The sequence below is a fragment of the Paraburkholderia sp. SIMBA_053 genome, assembly GCF_046534895.1.
Classification (GTDB): Bacteria; Pseudomonadota; Gammaproteobacteria; order Burkholderiales; family Burkholderiaceae; genus Paraburkholderia; species Paraburkholderia caledonica.
The window spans coordinates 53,496-69,996 of sequence record NZ_JAWRXU010000017.1 but is presented as its reverse complement, the minus strand read 5'-3'; the positions used below and the strand labels follow the sequence as shown (position 1 = coordinate 69,996).

General features: G+C 62.1%; 16 protein-coding genes. 8 read left to right on the top strand and 8 right to left on the bottom strand.

Features of this window, described 5'->3' with window-relative positions:
* Nucleotides 1–75: 75 nt before the first annotated feature.
* Both SB753_RS30830 and SB753_RS30825 read right to left on the bottom strand, forming a co-directional pair.
* Entirely contained in the window at nt 76–2,034 is a 1,959-nt protein-coding gene (locus tag SB753_RS30830; protein ID WP_410803632.1) for an aconitase family protein, read from the bottom strand.
* 93 nt (nt 2,035–2,127) lie between these two features.
* Nucleotides 2,128–3,027, bottom strand: coding sequence for a LysR family transcriptional regulator (locus SB753_RS30825; protein WP_410803674.1), 900 nt, complete (start codon nt 3,025–3,027; stop codon nt 2,128–2,130).
* A gap of 284 nt (nt 3,028–3,311) precedes the next feature.
* Here SB753_RS30825 and SB753_RS30820 point away from each other — a divergent pair, with 284 nt between their 5' ends.
* On the top strand, nt 3,312–4,274 hold the full coding sequence (locus SB753_RS30820) for an SOS response-associated peptidase family protein (RefSeq protein ID WP_410803630.1): 963 nt from the start codon (nt 3,312–3,314) through the stop codon (nt 4,272–4,274).
* Nucleotides 4,275–4,378: 104 nt separating this feature from the next.
* A complete protein-coding gene (locus tag SB753_RS30815; protein ID WP_408474042.1) occupies nt 4,379–4,651 on the top strand; it encodes a hypothetical protein in 273 nt (90 codons plus the stop codon).
* 148 nt (nt 4,652–4,799) lie between these two features.
* Here SB753_RS30815 and SB753_RS30810 read toward each other — a convergent pair whose 3' ends face one another.
* Nucleotides 4,800–5,252, bottom strand: a complete 453-nt coding sequence (locus tag SB753_RS30810) for a DUF3597 domain-containing protein (protein WP_020070081.1) — start codon at nt 5,250–5,252, stop codon at nt 4,800–4,802.
* Between the two features lie 99 nt (nt 5,253–5,351).
* On the opposite strand from SB753_RS30810, the gene SB753_RS30805 reads away from it, so the two are divergent.
* Entirely contained in the window at nt 5,352–5,786 is a 435-nt protein-coding gene (locus tag SB753_RS30805) for a glycine zipper domain-containing protein (RefSeq protein WP_310357230.1), read from the top strand.
* Nucleotides 5,787–5,877: 91 nt separating this feature from the next.
* On the opposite strand, the gene SB753_RS30800 is transcribed toward SB753_RS30805, so the two are convergent.
* From SB753_RS30800 to SB753_RS30790, 3 genes are all read right to left on the bottom strand, one after another.
* Entirely contained in the window at nt 5,878–6,351 is a 474-nt protein-coding gene (locus SB753_RS30800) for a PRC-barrel domain-containing protein (RefSeq protein WP_088175158.1), read from the bottom strand.
* A 147-nt stretch (nt 6,352–6,498) separates the two neighbouring features.
* Nucleotides 6,499–6,879, bottom strand: a complete 381-nt coding sequence (crcB, locus tag SB753_RS30795) for a fluoride efflux transporter CrcB (protein WP_020070084.1) — start codon at nt 6,877–6,879, stop codon at nt 6,499–6,501.
* Between the two features lie 212 nt (nt 6,880–7,091).
* Entirely contained in the window at nt 7,092–8,294 is a 1,203-nt protein-coding gene (locus tag SB753_RS30790; RefSeq protein WP_410803627.1) for an ammonium transporter, read from the bottom strand.
* Nucleotides 8,295–8,696: 402 nt separating this feature from the next.
* Between SB753_RS30790 and SB753_RS30785 the strand changes: the two genes are divergently transcribed.
* Nucleotides 8,697–10,379 carry a sensor histidine kinase gene (locus SB753_RS30785; RefSeq protein ID WP_410803626.1) on the top strand — a complete coding sequence of 561 codons (1,683 nt, stop codon included), beginning with the start codon at nt 8,697–8,699 and terminating at the stop codon, nt 10,377–10,379.
* A 90-nt stretch (nt 10,380–10,469) separates the two neighbouring features.
* Here the strand turns inward: SB753_RS30785 and SB753_RS30780 are convergent, their stop codons facing one another.
* Both SB753_RS30780 and SB753_RS30775 read right to left on the bottom strand, forming a co-directional pair.
* Nucleotides 10,470–10,796: a hypothetical protein gene (locus SB753_RS30780; RefSeq protein WP_410803624.1), complete on the bottom strand. Its 327-nt coding sequence runs from the start codon at nt 10,794–10,796 to the stop codon at nt 10,470–10,472.
* A gap of 114 nt (nt 10,797–10,910) precedes the next feature.
* Complete coding sequence (locus tag SB753_RS30775; protein ID WP_020070088.1) at nt 10,911–11,492, bottom strand: DJ-1/PfpI family protein; 582 nt, start codon at nt 11,490–11,492, stop codon at nt 10,911–10,913.
* A gap of 219 nt (nt 11,493–11,711) precedes the next feature.
* Here SB753_RS30775 and SB753_RS30770 point away from each other — a divergent pair, with 219 nt between their 5' ends.
* From SB753_RS30770 to SB753_RS30755, 4 genes are all read left to right on the top strand, one after another.
* Nucleotides 11,712–12,188 carry a hypothetical protein gene (locus tag SB753_RS30770; RefSeq protein ID WP_020070089.1) on the top strand — a complete coding sequence of 159 codons (477 nt, stop codon included), beginning with the start codon at nt 11,712–11,714 and terminating at the stop codon, nt 12,186–12,188.
* Between the two features lie 141 nt (nt 12,189–12,329).
* Nucleotides 12,330–12,785 carry an Rrf2 family transcriptional regulator gene (locus SB753_RS30765; RefSeq protein WP_020070091.1) on the top strand — a complete coding sequence of 152 codons (456 nt, stop codon included), beginning with the start codon at nt 12,330–12,332 and terminating at the stop codon, nt 12,783–12,785.
* A 143-nt stretch (nt 12,786–12,928) separates the two neighbouring features.
* A complete protein-coding gene (locus tag SB753_RS30760) occupies nt 12,929–13,576 on the top strand; it encodes an NAD(P)-dependent oxidoreductase (protein WP_410803621.1) in 648 nt (215 codons plus the stop codon).
* Nucleotides 13,577–13,817: 241 nt separating this feature from the next.
* Complete coding sequence (locus tag SB753_RS30755; protein ID WP_410803619.1) at nt 13,818–16,499, top strand: mechanosensitive ion channel family protein; 2,682 nt, start codon at nt 13,818–13,820, stop codon at nt 16,497–16,499.
* Nucleotides 16,500–16,501: the final 2 nt, after the last annotated feature.

Below are 16,501 nucleotides of genomic sequence, written 5' to 3'. Positions count from 1 at the left end.
GGTTGTCTCCGTCTAGTATTTGCTTTTGATGCTGCCGGGCAAAAATCAGCTAACCACAGCTATTAACAGCAATCTTCACTGGCGTTGCTCCTTGAGCTCGGCGAAGGAGACGATCCTGCCGGCCAGTGCGCTTGCCACGACAGTTGGTGGGCTGGCGAGCCAGACCTTTCCTGGCCCAGAACGACCCGAGAAATTCCGGTTGATTGCGCTGATGGTGACCTGCGACGCGTCAGTGGATGCACCGGGGCCGCAGTTGGCACATGCGCCGCATGAGGGCTGAAGCAAAACTGCGCCAACGCGTTCGAAAGCATCGAGATATCCGCGCTCGATGCAGTAGTCCCGCACGTCCGACGTACCGAACTGTAGAAACAATTTCACGTGTTCAGGGACTCGGATTCCCCGGTCGGCAGCCCAGGCGAGTACCTCATGATAATGGTCGAAATCTTCGCGCTTGCCGGCAGTACATGAGCCGCCGTACGCAATATCAATCTGCGGCCTGTTGCTCAACTGATTCAGCGCGATGCCGTTTCCAGGGTCTCCGGGTGCCGCAAGCATAGGGGAGAGCTGAGTGCAGTCGATCTCAATGGTGGCTGCGTAAGGAGCGCCATCGTCACTTCGCATCCAAGGCTCGATTTCGAAGTCCACACCGCGACGTTCCTTCAAAAACCGGACCGTCTCTTGATCGGGAGCGACGATCCCTGTGAAACCGCCAAGCTCTGCGGTCATGTTGGTGAGCGTGGTGCGCTCGTCGGTGGTTAGCTGCGACATGGCCGAGCCAGCAAACTCGAACACCTTGCCGACGCCCGCGCCGGCACGGATGTGGGGGTCCGCAAGAAGGTGGAGCGTTAAGTCTTTGGCTGTCACCCCGGACGGAATCGGTCCGCGAAAATCGATTCGCAGCGACTCGGGAACGGTCATCCGTACCGCACCGGTGATGAACGCATTGGACATGTCCGTCGTGCCAACCCCAAATGCAACGCAGCCGAGCGCTCCGCTATGCGGTGTGTGCGAATCGGTGCCTACCACCAGTTGGCCTGGCAGCGCGTACCTCTCCGCCATCATTGCGTGCGAAATGCCTTCCGAACCTTCGCTAATGCCACTGCCGTTTTCGCCGAGGTAGCCATGATTGCGTAGACCATAATCGCGGGCGAAAGCACGGTGCGCTTCAGACAGCGCGCGCACATCCGGAAGTAGCCCGTTGCGGATGTGCAGCTCGCTTTTGTGCGAGTAAGACAGGTGGTCCTCGAACGTCAAAATCGTCTCAGGCGAATGCAATTTCAGTGGGCGACCGAACGTAGCATGCAGCATGTGACTTGCCATGCCGGTGTAGTACTCGTGAATGAAACGCCAGTCCGCGCGGACAAAAGCTCCTTCTCCAGGGTTCTGTGAGTTCCCCGTGGCCTCGGTTTCCAACGCGTGCCTCTCGATGATCTTTTGAGCGAGCGTGCGCGGGCGGCTGTCGCTGGCCTGAGTGGTCGTCCTGACGTGCTGCATGTGCGCAGCGCCGTACCGCAGAAGGCCCCCGCTGCGGAGAATCGCTGACGCAAGCGCGTCGCGAGATGCGACCAGTTCGTTGATGTCGATTTCTTCACCACGCTCTATACGTTCGAGCAGTCCAAAATCTGTCGACGTGAAGAGTCCGACGTTGTCGGCATTTTGCCGGTAAATGCGCTCGAAGCTTCTGGCGATAACAAGCCGGATACCAGCACGATATTCCGCTACCGGGCTGTGCTCGCGAGACGACCCCTTGCCGTACCGGTTGCCGGCGACCGTCACACAAAAACCTCCGACGCGAACAGCGTCCAGACCAATGGGCGTGCGTTCACCTGCTCTGAATCCAACATACGGAACACGCGCAAGCCGCTCGTCGAAGCGGGTGAGCACGCTCATTGGTGTGATTTCATCGGTCGACACGTCGTCTCTCAGCGTGCCGGCCGTGGTCTCGGTCAGGTCTTCGCCGCTCAACTGTCGGTCGATGATGTCCGGGTCTGCGGAAAGAAAAAGCACCCGGCCATCCAGCTTCAAAATCGGCATGTCTAGTCTCCTTGCGGGAAATCTAGACTGTCTTTGGCACCGGGACGAAGTGCTGGAATCGCAGGGGGGGCATTACCAATCACGACGTCCGCATTAACCCTGGTGGCTATGTGAACTTAGATGAAATATCAAGGCCGCAACCGCTTGGCGGCGCGCTGACCTTTTGAAGGCATGCACCCGCAGCGTCCTGCTCGCCGCCCACGGCGCGTCGAGCGGGTGACGAATGAAGTTTCCCGACCCGGCGAACGCTGAAGCCGCGCTGGTCGGCACGATGCCAATGCCTAAGCCAGCCTCTATCATCCGGCACTGGGCGTCAAAGCTATTGCCCGTGACCGATACTTGGAGCGACTTTCCCATGGCTGCCGCGCGCTCGCGCAATTCCTGATCGAGCGTTCCTCCGGCCTGCAGTGCAACGAGTGAGAAGTCCAACACGTCACTAAAGGTCGGGGCGGTCACCGATGCGAGCTCGTGCTGCCGTGGAACGACAACCAGCAAGGGGTCGTCTGCGAAGTGCCAGGAGTCGAGGCTGTCCGGCGCGACAACTGCCGACGAGATTCCCACATCTGCGCGGCCGTCCACACATGCGCGCAGTACATCGCTGCTGATCTGCTCGATGAGAGCGATCTCGACCAGCGGATACTCCGCCTTGAAAGTGGTCAGTAGTTCAGGGAGAAACCCGACGATGGCGGACGCATTTGCATACAGCCGGACGGTTCCCGAAACCTGACCTGCCAGCGAATGTACCTCGCCCGCCAATGACTGCAACTGGTCGTTCAGTGCGCGGGCCCGCGAAAAAACATGGGCACCGGCCTCCGTCAGTTCGACACCGGACGGCGAACGCGTCAGTAAAAGCGCACCGAGCGAGGTCTCCAGGTCAGCAATCCGCCGACTGATAGCCGACGACGATATGTGACCTCGTGCGGCCGCTCGGGCTATCGAACCTTCCTCGACCACCGCAACAAAAAGTTCAAGACTGTATGGGTCAATGCGCACGGATATTGTTCTCAGCAGAATGGCGACTACCAGGCATTGAGCGCCATGAGACATGCTGAAGGCCGCTTCGCAATAGCAGGCCAAGGCTGGTCGCGCCGAATCGTCGAACTTGCGATTATCCGCCCATCTTGCCGCCGAGCAAGGAACCCCGCGAGGCGAGTCCTTTTCGCGAGGCAAGTCGCCTCCAGCACCGACAAAAGCCAACAAAGCCGACAAAGCAGGTCATGCGGATCGCAAAGTCAAAGCCGGCTCGCATATCATGACCACATCAAACTGGAGGCACCATGTGCTACTCGGCTCAAGTCGTGGCGGACTATCGAAAATTCGTGCGTACCTTTGGCGCAATCATCGACATCCACGAGTTTGCGCGTTTGTTTTTTGAACGAACGGAGGGCATCGGCAAAGCGAAGATACCCAAAGCCATGGAAGACGCCTTTGCCGATCCGCAGGACGAAGCAACGCGTGAAATCAATGCTCTTATAGCGCGCTTCACGTCGGCGCAGGTGACGAAGCTGGAACAGGATCTTTTCAAACAGCGCACACGGCTTGCAGACGCCGAACGCACGCTGCAGACGAAGGTCACCAAAGCCGCAACGGAAAGTCAGCGCATTGCCACCGACAAAATTGCATGGGCCAAGGGAAAACTTGAAGACCTGCAGCGAACCGCATTACAGCCGCGGGACTCGCGCATCTTTCCCGGTAACTACGCGCCGGTCATGGTGATGGAAGGTGGGCAACGGGTCGTCAAGCCTATGCGGTATCAATGCCGCATTGCTGGAAAACCTGCGTCGTACGATACGAAGTATCCCGGGACATACAATGCGCGCCGGGATAGCCTTGAAGGTTTCTGGGCTCCGTGCTTTGGGTACACGCATGCCGTCCTGCTTGTCGAAGTTTTCTATGAGAACGTCAGCCGGGCGAAGTACGAAGGCACGCTACTGGAAACTCACGAGCGTGATGAGAACGTCGTGCTGGAGTTTCGTCCGGGCAACGGGGAATTGATGCATGTTGCCTGCTTGTGGTCGCGGTGGTCCGCACCGGGCGAGCCGGACCTGCTGTCATTTGCGGCGATAACAGACGAGCCGCCACCGGAAGTCGCGGCGACCGGTCACGACCGCTGCATCATTCCTATCAAGCCGGAAAACGTAGATGCATGGCTCAACCCAAACCCGAACAATCTGGAGGCAATGTACGCAATTCTCGACGACAGGGACCGACCGTACTATGAGCATAGGTTGGCGGCATAGCGGTGACGCGCCCAATGGTTCCTGCTTGGAGTCGCCATCAACCAGCCCGGACCGATGTGGCGTCATTTGCGCCAGATGGCTCGAACAATCGGAAGGAGACTTGCATGATACGAAAAATGCTCAATGCGTCGCAGCTTCAGCAGGAGGTCAACCGGCGACTCCATCGGCTGCCGGAAATCGTCGAAGACGGCGTCAAGATTCGCGTGCCGCGACCGCAGTTGCAGGAGGCCGACAAGACAGGCTGCAACTGGACGATGACCAATTTCGGCAACGCGATCGGCTTTGAGCGCGACATCGAGAGCGTGCTAAAAGCCGTGCGCGCCGAATACAACCTCAGTACTGAAGTAAAAGACACGGGCAACCCGTTCGGAGAGTAGGCGCGAAAGGCGCTTAAAACGTCATCGTCGTGCACACCGCCTGGAAGCCGCTGCCGACAAGGCGCTGGCGCTCGGGTCTCTTCAGTCTACGAGGCTCGACGAGGAAGCCGCGCGCCTTGCCACGGCCAGATTGCTGCGAGCGACCGTGTCAGTTCTTCAGGTCATCGGGCACCTTGCCACCGTTTTCAGCGAGCTTCGTCATCACCTGCTTGTGCAGCCAGATGTTCATCGAAGCTGAATCTTCCGTATTGCCTGTGTAGTGCAACTCGGATGCGAGTTCCTTGCGGGCCGCGAGACTGCTGTCAAGTCCAAGCAGCTTCAGCAGATCGACAATGGACGTACGCCAGTTCAATGTTTCGCCGCTGCTTTCCTGCATTTTTATCAGAACCGCTTCGACGTCGACCGTCGGCATAGGGGTAACGGGAGGCTGTGAATTACCGGCGGCGGCAGTGGAAGGTGTTGCTGGCGTTCCAGCCGGCGCAGTTGCGCTGCCCGGTGCCGCCGTCGCCGCGGCCGCCGGTCCGGCGGTGCCGCCCGAGCCCGTGTTCGCCGGATGATCATGCGGGAAGATCTTGTTGAGGATCGTCGAAAAAATGCTCATTTATCGCTCCTGGTTCGCGCCGGTCACTGCGGCCGGCGTATGGGGCGCGCAACGCTCGTGCCTGTGCGGACTTACAAACGTTACGAGCAAGCCTGTGTCATGTCACTCGTCATACTTCTGATTTGCATTGGTGCAGTGATTTACATCGCCATCCTAATTAATAACGTCGGTTCGAACGGGACTTTATTGGAAGCACTCGGCGAGGCACGCGGTTTGCTGAACCTTGTCCACTTAACGGAGACAGGGAGGGTTCAAATGGCCGAGTCTACTCAAGCCACCAGTTCGGGTTCCGCCGATGCATCGCGCGACGACAGCCTCGCGTCAAGGCCGAACGGCAGCGACGAACTGCGTGCCCGCAGCGCACAGAAACTTTCCGAATTGAAGGACAGACTTGCCGACGCGCAGGACGTTGTCAAAACGAAATACCGCGTCGTGTCTGAATCTACCGACGACTTCGTCCACGACAGTCCGTGGAAAGCGGTAACGATGGCGTTGATCGGCGGCCTGATCATCGGAATGCTGGCGGCTCGATAACGCGCATTACGAAATGCGCCCCATGTCACCGCAGTACAACGCGGTGACATGGGCACTCACAGGTCTGCCACGGCTTGAGCGCTGGCTCGCGTCAGTGCTCACTGGGCCGGATGGCAGGGTCTTCTTCGACGACTTCGCGGGTCGCCGTCCAGTATGGCTGCCGGTTGTAGTAGCTATAGGTCGATTCGCCCCAGGTCGGGTCGGCCATTGACGGCCAGTGGTCCGGGTCGAAGCCCGGGTCGTCCTTCAGACGTTGCGCCGTGATGTCGACGAAGAAGCACTTCTGGTCGGTATCGAGAGTCAGCGCGCTCCATGGAATGGCGTGCAGATTCGCTCCCATGCCGAGGAACCCGCCTTCGGATAGCACCGCGTACGCGATGCGTCCATTGCGGACGTCCAGCATGATGTCGGAAATCTTGCCGACATGCTCACCATCCGACGACATCACCTTCGTGCCGTCGAGCGTGGCCGCAGCCATGACTTCGGGCCCGGGACCTTCGCCGATACCGCCGCCGACAATTTTCGCTCCGCCGCTAGAGGCGCCTTGCGGATTGATTGAGCCCATCTTTCACCTCCTTTATGGAAAGGGTGCGCTTTGAAACGCGCAAGCGGTGTGCCCGCTGCGGCTGCGCAAACTGCGGCCACCAGCAGCGGCAGAGCCAGTCCCATGAACAGATGGAAGAGATAAGGAGTGGGCCGTGGCTAGCGTTACTTAACGCGACAGCAGCGTAACCGTGGCAATGCCGAGAATGGTCATGACAAGCGACGCGCCCACATGTATCGCGACTTCGCCGGCGGCCCAGCCGAGGCGGCCGTCCTGCAAGTGCTGCACCACTTCGGCCGAGAAGGTGGAGAAGGTGGACAGTCCGCCCATCATTCCGGTGATCACGAAAAGCCGCCACTCGGGTGCAATTTGCGGCGCGCGCGCGAAGCCCGCGACGGCCACGCCGATGATGTAGCCTGCGATCACATTTGACGCGAAGGTGCCGAGCGGCAACGACGGAAAGAGCGCATTCAGACGCAGGCCGAGAAACCAGCGAAATAACGAGCCAAGTGCGCCGCCGACGGCGACCGCGAGTATCGACCAATACATGAGAGTGCCAGGCGAAACGTGGGATTCAACAAACCGGGCGGAGCGGGACGCAATGTCGAGTCGGCTCTGTTCCGGGGAAGCAGGCATCGTTCGGAAGGGGGCCATGATCGGCATGCCGTGCCGAGCGCATCGCAACCCTTTCGAGTGTTCAGTCTGCAGCGCGCAAGTCTAACATTCGCCATTCCATGGGGACAGGTCGCGCGTGCCGGCCATCAGCCCAGGCTTTCGCGCTCCGGCGTAGCAGAGATTTTGTGGATCGACAGGTCGGCGCCGTTGTACTCGTCCTCCTGATCGAGGCGCAGGCCCACCGTCAGGCGGATGGCGCCGTAGACGAGCGTGCCGCCGAGCGAAGCCACGACGATACCGCCCAGCGTGCCGAGCACCTGTGCGCCGAACGAGACGCCGCCCAGGCCGCCGAGCGCCCGCAAACCGAAGATGCCTGCTGCCATGCCGCCCCACGCGCCGCACAGACCGTGTAGCGGCCAGACGCCGAGTACGTCGTCGATGCGCCAGCGGTTCTGCACGCACGTGAACATGTAGACGAACAGCGCGCCGGCGATGCCGCCCGTGACGAGCGCGCCGAGCGGATGCATCAGGTCCGAGCCGGCGCACACGGCGACGAGCCCGGCGAGCGGCCCGTTGTACGTGAAGCCCGGGTCGTTGCGTCCCGCGAGCCAGGCGGTCAACGTGCCGCCGACCATCGCCATCAACGAATTGACGGCGACGAGGCCGCTGATCTTGTCGACCGTCTGCGCGCTCATCACGTTAAAGCCGAACCAGCCGACGGCCAGCACCCACGCGCCGAGCGCCAGAAATGGAATATTCGATGGCGGATGCGCGGCAATACCGCCATCGCGGTGATAGCGGCCGTGGCGCGCACCGAGCAGCAACACCGCGGGCAGCGCGACCCAGCCGCCAAACGCGTGAACGACGACGGAGCCCGCGAAGTCGTGGAACGGCGCACCGAACGTCTGGCTGATCCAGTTCTGCACGCCGAAGCGCTCGTTCCAGGCAATGCCCTCGAAGAATGGATAGACGAAGCCGACCAGAACGAACGTCGCGAAGAGTTGCGGATTGAATTTCGAACGCTCGGCGATGCCGCCGGAGACGATTGCCGGAATGGCGGCGGCGAACGTCAACAGGAAGAAGAAGCGCACCAGCGCGTAGCCGTTGTGAACCGCAAGCGATTCGGCGTTGCCGAAGAACTGCACGCCGTACGCGATCGTATAACCGATGAAAAAATAGGCGATCGTCGAGACGGAGAAGTCCACCAGAATCTTCACCAGCGCGTTGACCTGGTTTTTCTTGCGCACCGTGCCCAGTTCAAGGAACGCAAATCCTGCGTGCATCGCGAGCACCATTGCGGCTCCGAGCAGGAGAAAGAGGGTATCGGTCCCGGATTTGAAGCTTTCCATCGATTATTTCCGCTTGTGCCAAAAGCCGCGCAAGAATGCAAGAAGCGGGCCAAAACGGTGCTATTTAGCGCTGTGTCGGTGCAATGAGCACTGCGAGGGAGCTGCACGCACGCGGTTGCGTCGTTTGCCTTCTCGCCGCGCACCTCTCGCGCACATTTAAAGCACAATAGATGTGCGTCAGCGTTCCGTTTTGGCAACGCATGAACCAAGTTGGTTCGTAATTTTTCGACTTGCTTACGGATGCTGCAGAATGTCGAGGCGCCCCCACGTCTCTTTACCGGCTCCTCGATGCCTTAGCAGGTGACGCTCAGCCGGTGGTGCGCCGCTTTGTTTCGTAAGCAAACGCCGACATAATGTGCCGTACCGCGCACATCTGCCGGCCCACACCTCCAACGCGTGCGCATGCGACTTACCACTAAAGGCCTGCTGCTGATTGCGATTCCTGCTGTCTTCGAACTGGCCCTTCTGTCCGGCCTGGTCAAGGCGCAGTCCGACGCGGCCGAAGCCGAGCGCAGGGCCGCTCACGGCCAGGAGGTGATGCGCCAGACCACGGCGATTCTGGATCCGGTGCTGGGCGAGTCCGTCGCGTTGCGCGGCGCGGTGCTCGCCGCCGACAACCGGTTCGTGACGCCGCTGTCCGTATGGGTCGACGTCGATCGACGCATCGATCAACTCGCCGAACTCGTGTCGGACAATCCGTCGCAGGTCGAACGCGTGGTCCAGGTGCGTCAGGCGGTGCAGGCCTATCGGCAATGGTCCGATCGCACGCAGGACATGTTGCATTCGGGCCGTCGCAAGGACGTTGTCAACCGGTTCAGCGAGCTGGCTCAGGCCGACGTGCTCGATCGCTTTCGTCAGCAACTGGCCGCCTTTCAGACGGAGGAACGGCGTCTGGAGGCTCAGCGTGCGAGCGACGCCGATGCCGCCCGCGAACGGCAGCAGACGCTCGTGGTCGCGGCAGTGTTCGGTTCGTTGCTGTTCGTGGCGCTCGCCGTGTGGCTCTTCACGCGTGGGGTGCGCGGGCGGCTTGCGCTTCTCTCCGACAACGCCGGGCGCCTTGCAGGCAACGAGCCGCTTGCGCCTATCGAGCCGGGCCACGATGAAATTGCGCGCCTCGATCTGACGCTGCATGAGACCAGCCGGCGTCTGCTGGAAGCGGAGCGAATCCAGGCGCGCTTTCAGGCGGACCTTGGGCGCCGTGCGGACGAACTGTCGCGCATCAACGAAAGCTTGCGGCAGCAGACGCAGGAAAACGAGATGTTCATTTATAGCGTGTCGCATGACCTGCGCGTGCCGCTTGTCAATCTGCAGGGCTTTTCAAAGGAACTGATCCGCGCCTGCGAAGAACTGCGAGCAGCCGTCAGCGACTCGTCGCTCCCGGCGCAGACCCGGCAGCGCATCGAACGGATAGTCGATGAAGACATCGGGGAAGCGCTCCACTATTTGCAGACGGCGGTGCTGCGCGCGTCGCACATCATCGACGCGTTGTTGCGGCTCTCCCGCATTGGTCGTGTCGAATACAGGCAGCAGAAAGTCGAAGTGTGCGATATCGTGCAGCGCGTGATCGACGCAATGCAAGGCTCGATTCGCGCTCGCAACGCACAAGTGCATGTAGGCGAATTGCCGGCTGTGTGGGGAGACCCGACCGCGCTCGAACAGGTGTTCGCCAATCTGATCGGGAATGCGGTGAATTATCTCGATCAGTCGCGCGAAGGCCGGATCGAGATCGGTACGACGCCTGCGCCGCCCGGCGTGCAATCGCTGCGGATTTTCTACGTGCGCGACAACGGGCTGGGCATTCCTTCGATCGCGCTGCCCCGGCTATTCAACGCTTTTCAGAGATTGCACGGCACCGCGGTGGCGGGAGAGGGCATCGGCCTCGCGCTGGTGCGGCGCGTCGTGGAGCGGCATGGTGGACGCGTGTGGGCGGAGTCGACGGAAGGTGTGGGCACGACGTTCTATTTGTCGCTGCCCGAAGCCGGCGCACGGTCGGCATTGGCGGCTGCCGAAGTCCGTGCCGGGGCGCATGCCGCGAACGATCAGGCGATGGCCGATGAACAAGGGAATCTGCGGATGGGGCGTTGAGGCGGGCTGACAGGTTTCGTCGTGAAACCTTAGCCCATGAGCGCGGTGAGCGCCGCGCGGCGTGCGGTGCTATTCGAGCGCCGTCGCCGGTTAGCAGGAGATAAACAGACGGCGCGGTTTCAGGAGCCGCCGGCCGCGCACCGACCAGTAGCAGCCGCACGCAAGCAGAATAGCCACGACGCCGAGGACTTCCTGAAACGTTGGACGCACCCCGAGCAAACCGTCGAGCGCAAACACACAACGCGCCACGATCAGCAAAGCTGCCCACACGGAGCAGGCGGCTTGCACCAGCATCCTCGTTCCCGCCAGGCGCCGCGCGCGGTTCTCTCGCGACCAGCCGGCCGGCGTGTGCGCGCAGCGAAAAGCAATCGTCATCAGCGTGATGGCGAGAATCACAATCCAGTCGGTTAGTTCCATCGAAGAGCGCTCCCAAGTCAGCCCGTGACTATAGGAAGGCCCTCCAACGCGAACTATAGGACGACTCTCAAATGCCGCGCTTGCCAGCAATAGCCGCGCGGCGCTTGAACTGGCTCAAAGCTCGATACGCGTGCCCAGCAAAACCAGGAACTGGCGAAGCCATTCGGGATGAGCCGGCCACGCGGGAGCGGTCACGAAGTTGCCGTCGGTGATGGCGGCGTCGACCGGAATGTCGGCGAACTCGCCGCCAGCGAGTTTGACCTCGGGCGCGCAGGCCGGGTAAGCGGAAATGCGCTTGCCTCGGATCACGTCGGCGGCGGCCAGCAGTTGGGCGGCGTGACAGATGGCGGCGATCGGTTTGCCGGCTTCCGCGAACTGCCGCACGAGTTCGATCACTTTGGGATTGAGCCGCAGATACTCGGGTGCGCGCCCGCCGGCGATAGCGAGTGCATCGTATTGACGCGGATCGGCGTCTTCGAACGACGCGTTCAGCGCGAACAGATGGCCCGGCTTTTCCGTGTACGTCTGATCGCCTTCGAAATCGTGAATCGCGGTCTTGATCCGATCGCCTGCTTTCTTGTCGGGGCACACGGCGTCGACGACATGGCCGACCGCCTGCAGTGCCTGAAACGGCACCATCGTCTCGTAATCCTCGGCGAAATCGCCGGTGAGAAACAGAATTTTCTTTGCCGCCATCGTATGCCTCCGATTGATCAATGGAACACAGCTAACCCTGGACGGACCTTGATTGCCCGCAGCCAGTCTACCGCACAACGTTTGACAGAACGGCGACTGCCGCGGCCGGCGAGCCGCGTCGATCCGTCCTGCATGAATGCTTGCGGGGCGCTTCGCGGCAACGGCGTATGATGGGCGCGTTTTCGTCAGCTAAGCCGCCTCCTGCGGTTCAAAATACACATGACTTCATCTTTCCGTTCTCCGTTGCTGCGCCGTGCCGCCGTGGTCCTCTTCGTATTCGGCGGTCTCGCGGCTTGCCAGAAGAACGATGCGTCGGCGGGGCAGGTCGCCGGCAAGCTCAACGACGCGGCGCAGGCCGCCGGCCAGAAGCTCGATCAGGCGGCGAGCTACGTCGGCCAGAAGGTCGACGAGACGAAATCCGCCGCGCAGCAGAACCTCGAATCGGCCTCGGCGCCGACGGTCACCATCGACCCCAATGCGCTCGCTTCCAGCGCGCAAGCCAACCTGCAAAACGCGGCCAGTACAGCCAATCTGCAACTCGGTAAAGCGGCGTCGCTGACGGGCCAGAGCCTGGAGAACGCCGGGCGCAAGCTGCAGGAGTGGTCGGCGCAAAGCACGGCTTCGTCGACGAACGCTGCTGCTTCGTCGTCTGGTTCGAACTACGGCGGCGACGCGCAAAAGCAGATGGACAAGTGAGATGCGCACGAGCACGCTGAATCGCGTGCGCCTGCTCGGCCGCGATAACCATGCGTCCAGCAGCGTGTTTGACAGCGTGTTTGACAGTGCCCGTAAATGTAATTACCATGGTTACACATTGTCGTCGCAGGACGGGTTGTTGTGAACACGAGTAGCCGGTTTGCGTTTGCGGTGCATGTGCTCGCGTTGCTGTCGCTTCAGGAGGGCGCGCCGCTTTCGTCGGAAATGATCGCGGGCAGCGTGAATACGAATCCCGCGCTCATCCGGCGGCTTCTGACCATGCTTGCCGAGGCGGGCCTCACCACGTCGCAACTCGGCGCGGGCGGCGGCGCGCTGCTGGCTCGCGCGCCCGAGCAGATTTCCTTGCTCGACGTGTACCGCGCGGTAGACGACGCGCAGCTGTTCGCGCTTCACCGCGAGGAGCCGAATCCGGCATGCATGGTGGGGCGCAATATTCAGGTCGTGCTGCGTGGAATCATCGACGAAGCGCAGCAGGCCATGGAGGCGTCGCTCGCGCAACGAACGCTGGCCGATGCGACCGCGGACCTGTTGCGTGCCGAGCGCACGAGGGAGCGCAAGCGGCGACCGCCTGCGTGACGCGGGCGCTTTCTGCTGCGGCGAGCGTCAATTCGGAATTTTCAATAAATGTTTTGCAGGAACCCCGGGGGCCAAGCCCCTGTTTTTTTCGATATATATGTAATTAAGACGGTTACATATAAACCATGACAGGAGCAGTTGAAATGAGCAAACAGTTGAAGATCGCGTTGTTTGGCGCCACCGGCATGATCGGTTCGCGGATCGCGGCGGAAGCAGCGCGTCGCGGGCATCAGGTGACGGCGCTGTCGCGCAACCCGGCGCGCGTGCCGGCCGACGTGCCGAATCTGAAAGCGGCAGAAGCCGATCTGCTCGACGCGGCGAGCGTTGGCGCGGCGGTGCGCGGTCACGACGTGGTGGCGAGCGCGTATGCGCCGCCGCAAACCGATGTCGGCTCGCTGGACAAGGCGACCCGTGCGCTTGTCGAAGGTGTGCGCGCGGCGGGGCTCAAGCGCCTGGTCGTGGTGGGCGGCGCAGGCTCGCTCGAAGTCGCTCCGGGCAAGCAGCTCGTCGACACCGACGGTTTCCCGGACGCCTATAAAGCTGTCGCGCTGGCTCACCGCGAGGCGCTGAATTACTACCGCAGCGTCGCGGATCTCGACTGGACGTTCTTCTCGCCGGCCGCGATCATCGCTCCCGGCGAGCGCACCGGCACGTTCCGCACCGGCACTGACTCGCTGATTGCCGACGCCCAGGGCAACAGCCAGATTTCCGCCGAGGATTACGCAATCGCGTTCGTCGATGAATTAGAGCAGGGCCGTTTCGTCCGCCAGATCGCAACTGTCGCGTATTGAGCGTGAGCGTGTGTTTTGTCGCGCGGCACCGGCGGCATCGCGCAACAAACGCACGCCGCACAGCAGGCGATAGGCGGTTCGGTGCCGCCTGCAACGGCCGCAACGCGCGTCAGCCCGACCGGCGCCGCGCACGCGGCACACCAGAACGCATGCAAGCGTCCTAACAATCGGTTACGCATGTCCGGTTGCAGGCGGGCAAACTGGGGCTACACTGGCGTCTCCCGTTTTCTCACGGATTGCCATGCAGTCATGCCCGTCGCGGCGTGAGTCTGAGGCTGCGCCGTCAAACGGCGGGCTTTTCGCGATTCACGCTGCATTTCCTCGTGTTTTTGCCCGGATCGGATTCCTGATCCGTCGCGGCGCGTGCCCGCCCGGCGCGAGCCGGCTCAGCGCATGGCCGGTCGCGCTCTTCGTCGCGCTTTTTCTTTGGACCGCGTGGCTTCCCACCAGCGCGCATGCGGCCGACGCGAGCGCCGGCACGCCCGTCATCCCGGCGTTGCAAAGCCTGATCAACAGTGCGACCGTGGCGCCCGCCTCGTCGGCGTCCGGCGCGTCGGCTGCGGAAGCCGCGTCGGCACCATCGCCCGCTAGCCAGGCGGAAATCGCGCGTTCGCTCGACAGCGTGATCGCCACGCTCGACAACGACCGGCAGCGCAGCGCGCTCGTCGCCCAGTTGAAGAAGCTGCGCGACGTCTCCCGAACCGTCGGCCCGCTAGCGCCCCCGCCGGCGCAGCAGAGCCCTGGCCTGCTCGGCGCGATTGCGTCGGGCATTGCGTCGTTCGAATCGGACGTGCATGAAGGCCGCACGCCCGTGCGCTACTGGGGCGGACGCTTCAACGCGGCCGGCAACGAGCTCTACACGATCATCTCGGGCCAGGGCCAGGAAAGCCTCGGCCGCATCCTCTTTTCGATGTTCGCGATGCTGGCCGGCTGGGGCGCATGCGCAGCCGCGCTGATCTATTTGCAGCACCGGCTCTACCGGCGACTTGGCATCGTAATCGGCTTGAATCCGAATCCCACCACGCGCGAGTTGCTGATCTTCGCGTTGCGGCGCGTCGGGCCGTGGGTCATTGCGTTCGTCGCCGCGCTGCTGTTCGTGCGCGCGATGCCCGATGCGCTCGGCCGCACCCTCGGCATGGTCGTCGCGTATGCGATTGTCGCGGGCGCCGTGTTTTCGGCGATCTGTCTGATCATGTTTTCGCTGTTCGGCTCGGGACACCGGCGAACCGCGGTACGTTTGCTGATCGATCATGCGCGTCGCCTGCTGTTTGCCGTCGGCGTCTGCGGCGCGCTCGGCGATGCGGCCGTGAATTACGACGTCGCGCATCAGATGGGCTCGAATCTGGCCGCACTGGTTTCGACCGCCGCCAACATGACGGCCGCCGTGCTTACCGGCTATTTCGCGCTCGCGTTTCGCCGGCCGGTCGCCCATCTGATCCGCAACCGGCCTTACGACCAACGCAACGATCATAAAGCCGCGACCGATGCTTTCGACGTGCTCGCCGCGCTCTGGCACGTGCCCGTTCTCGTGCTGGCGACGGCCTCGGTAGTCGCCACGCTCGGCGGCTCGGGTTCGAGCGAGAACGTGCTGCAAATTTCGGTGGTGACTGCACTGCTGTTGGTGCTGGCGTTTTTCCTGTCGGCCATCGTTTTACGCATGACGCGTCCACGCAGCGCACGCGCGCGGCGGCGCTCCCCCTATCTGACGCGGTTGCTGCGTTTTTGCGGCACTTTGCTGACGCTTTTCATCTGGCTGTTTTTCTTCGAGCTGGCGGCCCGCTTGTGGGGCGTTTCGCTTGCGGCGGTCGTCGAGGAAAACGTGGCCGCACGCGGTATCGCGCATGCGGTGACAGCGATCGTGGCCACCGTGTTCATTGCGTGGCTGCTGTGGATTCTCGTCGACACCGCGATCACCGAGGCGCTCAACCCCGGCAGTGCGCGCAACAAGTCGCGCGGTCCGAGCATGCGGGCGCGAACGATGTTGCCGCTCGTGCGCAATGTGCTGCTCGTGAGCATCATGACGATAGCGGGCATCGTTACGGCGGCGAATCTCGGCATCAACGTGACGCCGCTGCTCGCGGGCGCCGGCGTGATCGGCCTCGCGATCGGTTTCGGCGCGCAGTCGCTCGTGACCGACCTGATCACGGGGCTTTTCATCATCATCGAAGATACGATTTCGGTGGGCGACTGGATCGACGTGGACGGCGGCCACGCAGGCACGGTCGAGCATTTGTCGATCCGCACCGTGCGGTTACGCGACGGCCAGGGGGCGATCCACGCCATTCCGTTTTCGCAGATCAAGATCGTCAAGAACCTGTCGCGCGACTTTGCCTACGCAGTGTTCGAAGTGCGGATGTCGTTCTCGACCGACGTCGATGAAATCACTCAATTGATTCGCGAAGTCGGTGCCGATCTGATGGCCGACTTCCGTTACCGTCGCGAGATGCTCGGGCCGATCGAGGTGTGGGGGCTCGACCGCTTCGACCCGAACTGGATGGTGGTCAAAGGGCAGATCAAGACGCGGCCGCTGCAACAATGGAGTGTGGCGCGGGCGTTCAATCTGCGGCTGAAACGCAAGATGGACGAGGCCGGCATTGAGATCCCGGTGCCGCAGATGCGCTTGTTCACGTCGTCTAAAGACAGCGAGGGGCAGCCGCTGCACGATGAAGACGTGCTCGGGGCCAGGCCGCATGAGCATGTGGATGCACACTCGAATGCCCGGGCTGATGCCCACGCGGAAGCACGTGCGGGTCAGCACGAGCATGCAGTCGGGCATCAGGAGAAATCGCCGCCGATGCGCGGCGCGCATCCGGCTGTCGTCGCGCGCGATGTGTCGCATGAGCCGCGGCCGGCGCCGCCGCCGACGGGACAGACCGCGCCGATTCCGCCGCAGATTCCCACGGCGGGCGAGGGCAAGGCTTGATT

What these genes read in the sequence shown, in the direction of transcription:
- SB753_RS30755 (WP_410803619.1), top strand. Translation starts at nt 13,818, where the DNA reads ATGCAGTCATGCCCGTCGCGGCGTGAGTCTGAGGCTGCGCCGTCAAAC.
- SB753_RS30830 (WP_410803632.1), bottom strand. Translation starts at nt 2,034, where the DNA reads ATGCCGATTTTGAAGCTGGATGGCCGGGTGCTTTTTCTTTCCGCAGAC.
- SB753_RS30810 (WP_020070081.1), bottom strand. Translation starts at nt 5,252, where the DNA reads ATGAGCATTTTTTCGACGATCCTCAACAAGATCTTCCCGCATGATCAT.
- SB753_RS30815 (WP_408474042.1), top strand. Translation starts at nt 4,379, where the DNA reads ATGATACGAAAAATGCTCAATGCGTCGCAGCTTCAGCAGGAGGTCAAC.
- SB753_RS30820 (WP_410803630.1), top strand. Translation starts at nt 3,312, where the DNA reads ATGTGCTACTCGGCTCAAGTCGTGGCGGACTATCGAAAATTCGTGCGT.
- SB753_RS30785 (WP_410803626.1), top strand. Translation starts at nt 8,697, where the DNA reads ATGCGACTTACCACTAAAGGCCTGCTGCTGATTGCGATTCCTGCTGTC.
- SB753_RS30780 (WP_410803624.1), bottom strand. Translation starts at nt 10,796, where the DNA reads ATGGAACTAACCGACTGGATTGTGATTCTCGCCATCACGCTGATGACG.
- SB753_RS30760 (WP_410803621.1), top strand. Translation starts at nt 12,929, where the DNA reads ATGAGCAAACAGTTGAAGATCGCGTTGTTTGGCGCCACCGGCATGATC.
- SB753_RS30790 (WP_410803627.1), bottom strand. Translation starts at nt 8,294, where the DNA reads ATGGAAAGCTTCAAATCCGGGACCGATACCCTCTTTCTCCTGCTCGGA.
- SB753_RS30770 (WP_020070089.1), top strand. Translation starts at nt 11,712, where the DNA reads ATGACTTCATCTTTCCGTTCTCCGTTGCTGCGCCGTGCCGCCGTGGTC.
- crcB (WP_020070084.1), bottom strand. Translation starts at nt 6,879, where the DNA reads ATGTATTGGTCGATACTCGCGGTCGCCGTCGGCGGCGCACTTGGCTCG.
- SB753_RS30775 (WP_020070088.1), bottom strand. Translation starts at nt 11,492, where the DNA reads ATGGCGGCAAAGAAAATTCTGTTTCTCACCGGCGATTTCGCCGAGGAT.
- SB753_RS30800 (WP_088175158.1), bottom strand. Translation starts at nt 6,351, where the DNA reads ATGGGCTCAATCAATCCGCAAGGCGCCTCTAGCGGCGGAGCGAAAATT.
- SB753_RS30805 (WP_310357230.1), top strand. Translation starts at nt 5,352, where the DNA reads ATGTCACTCGTCATACTTCTGATTTGCATTGGTGCAGTGATTTACATC.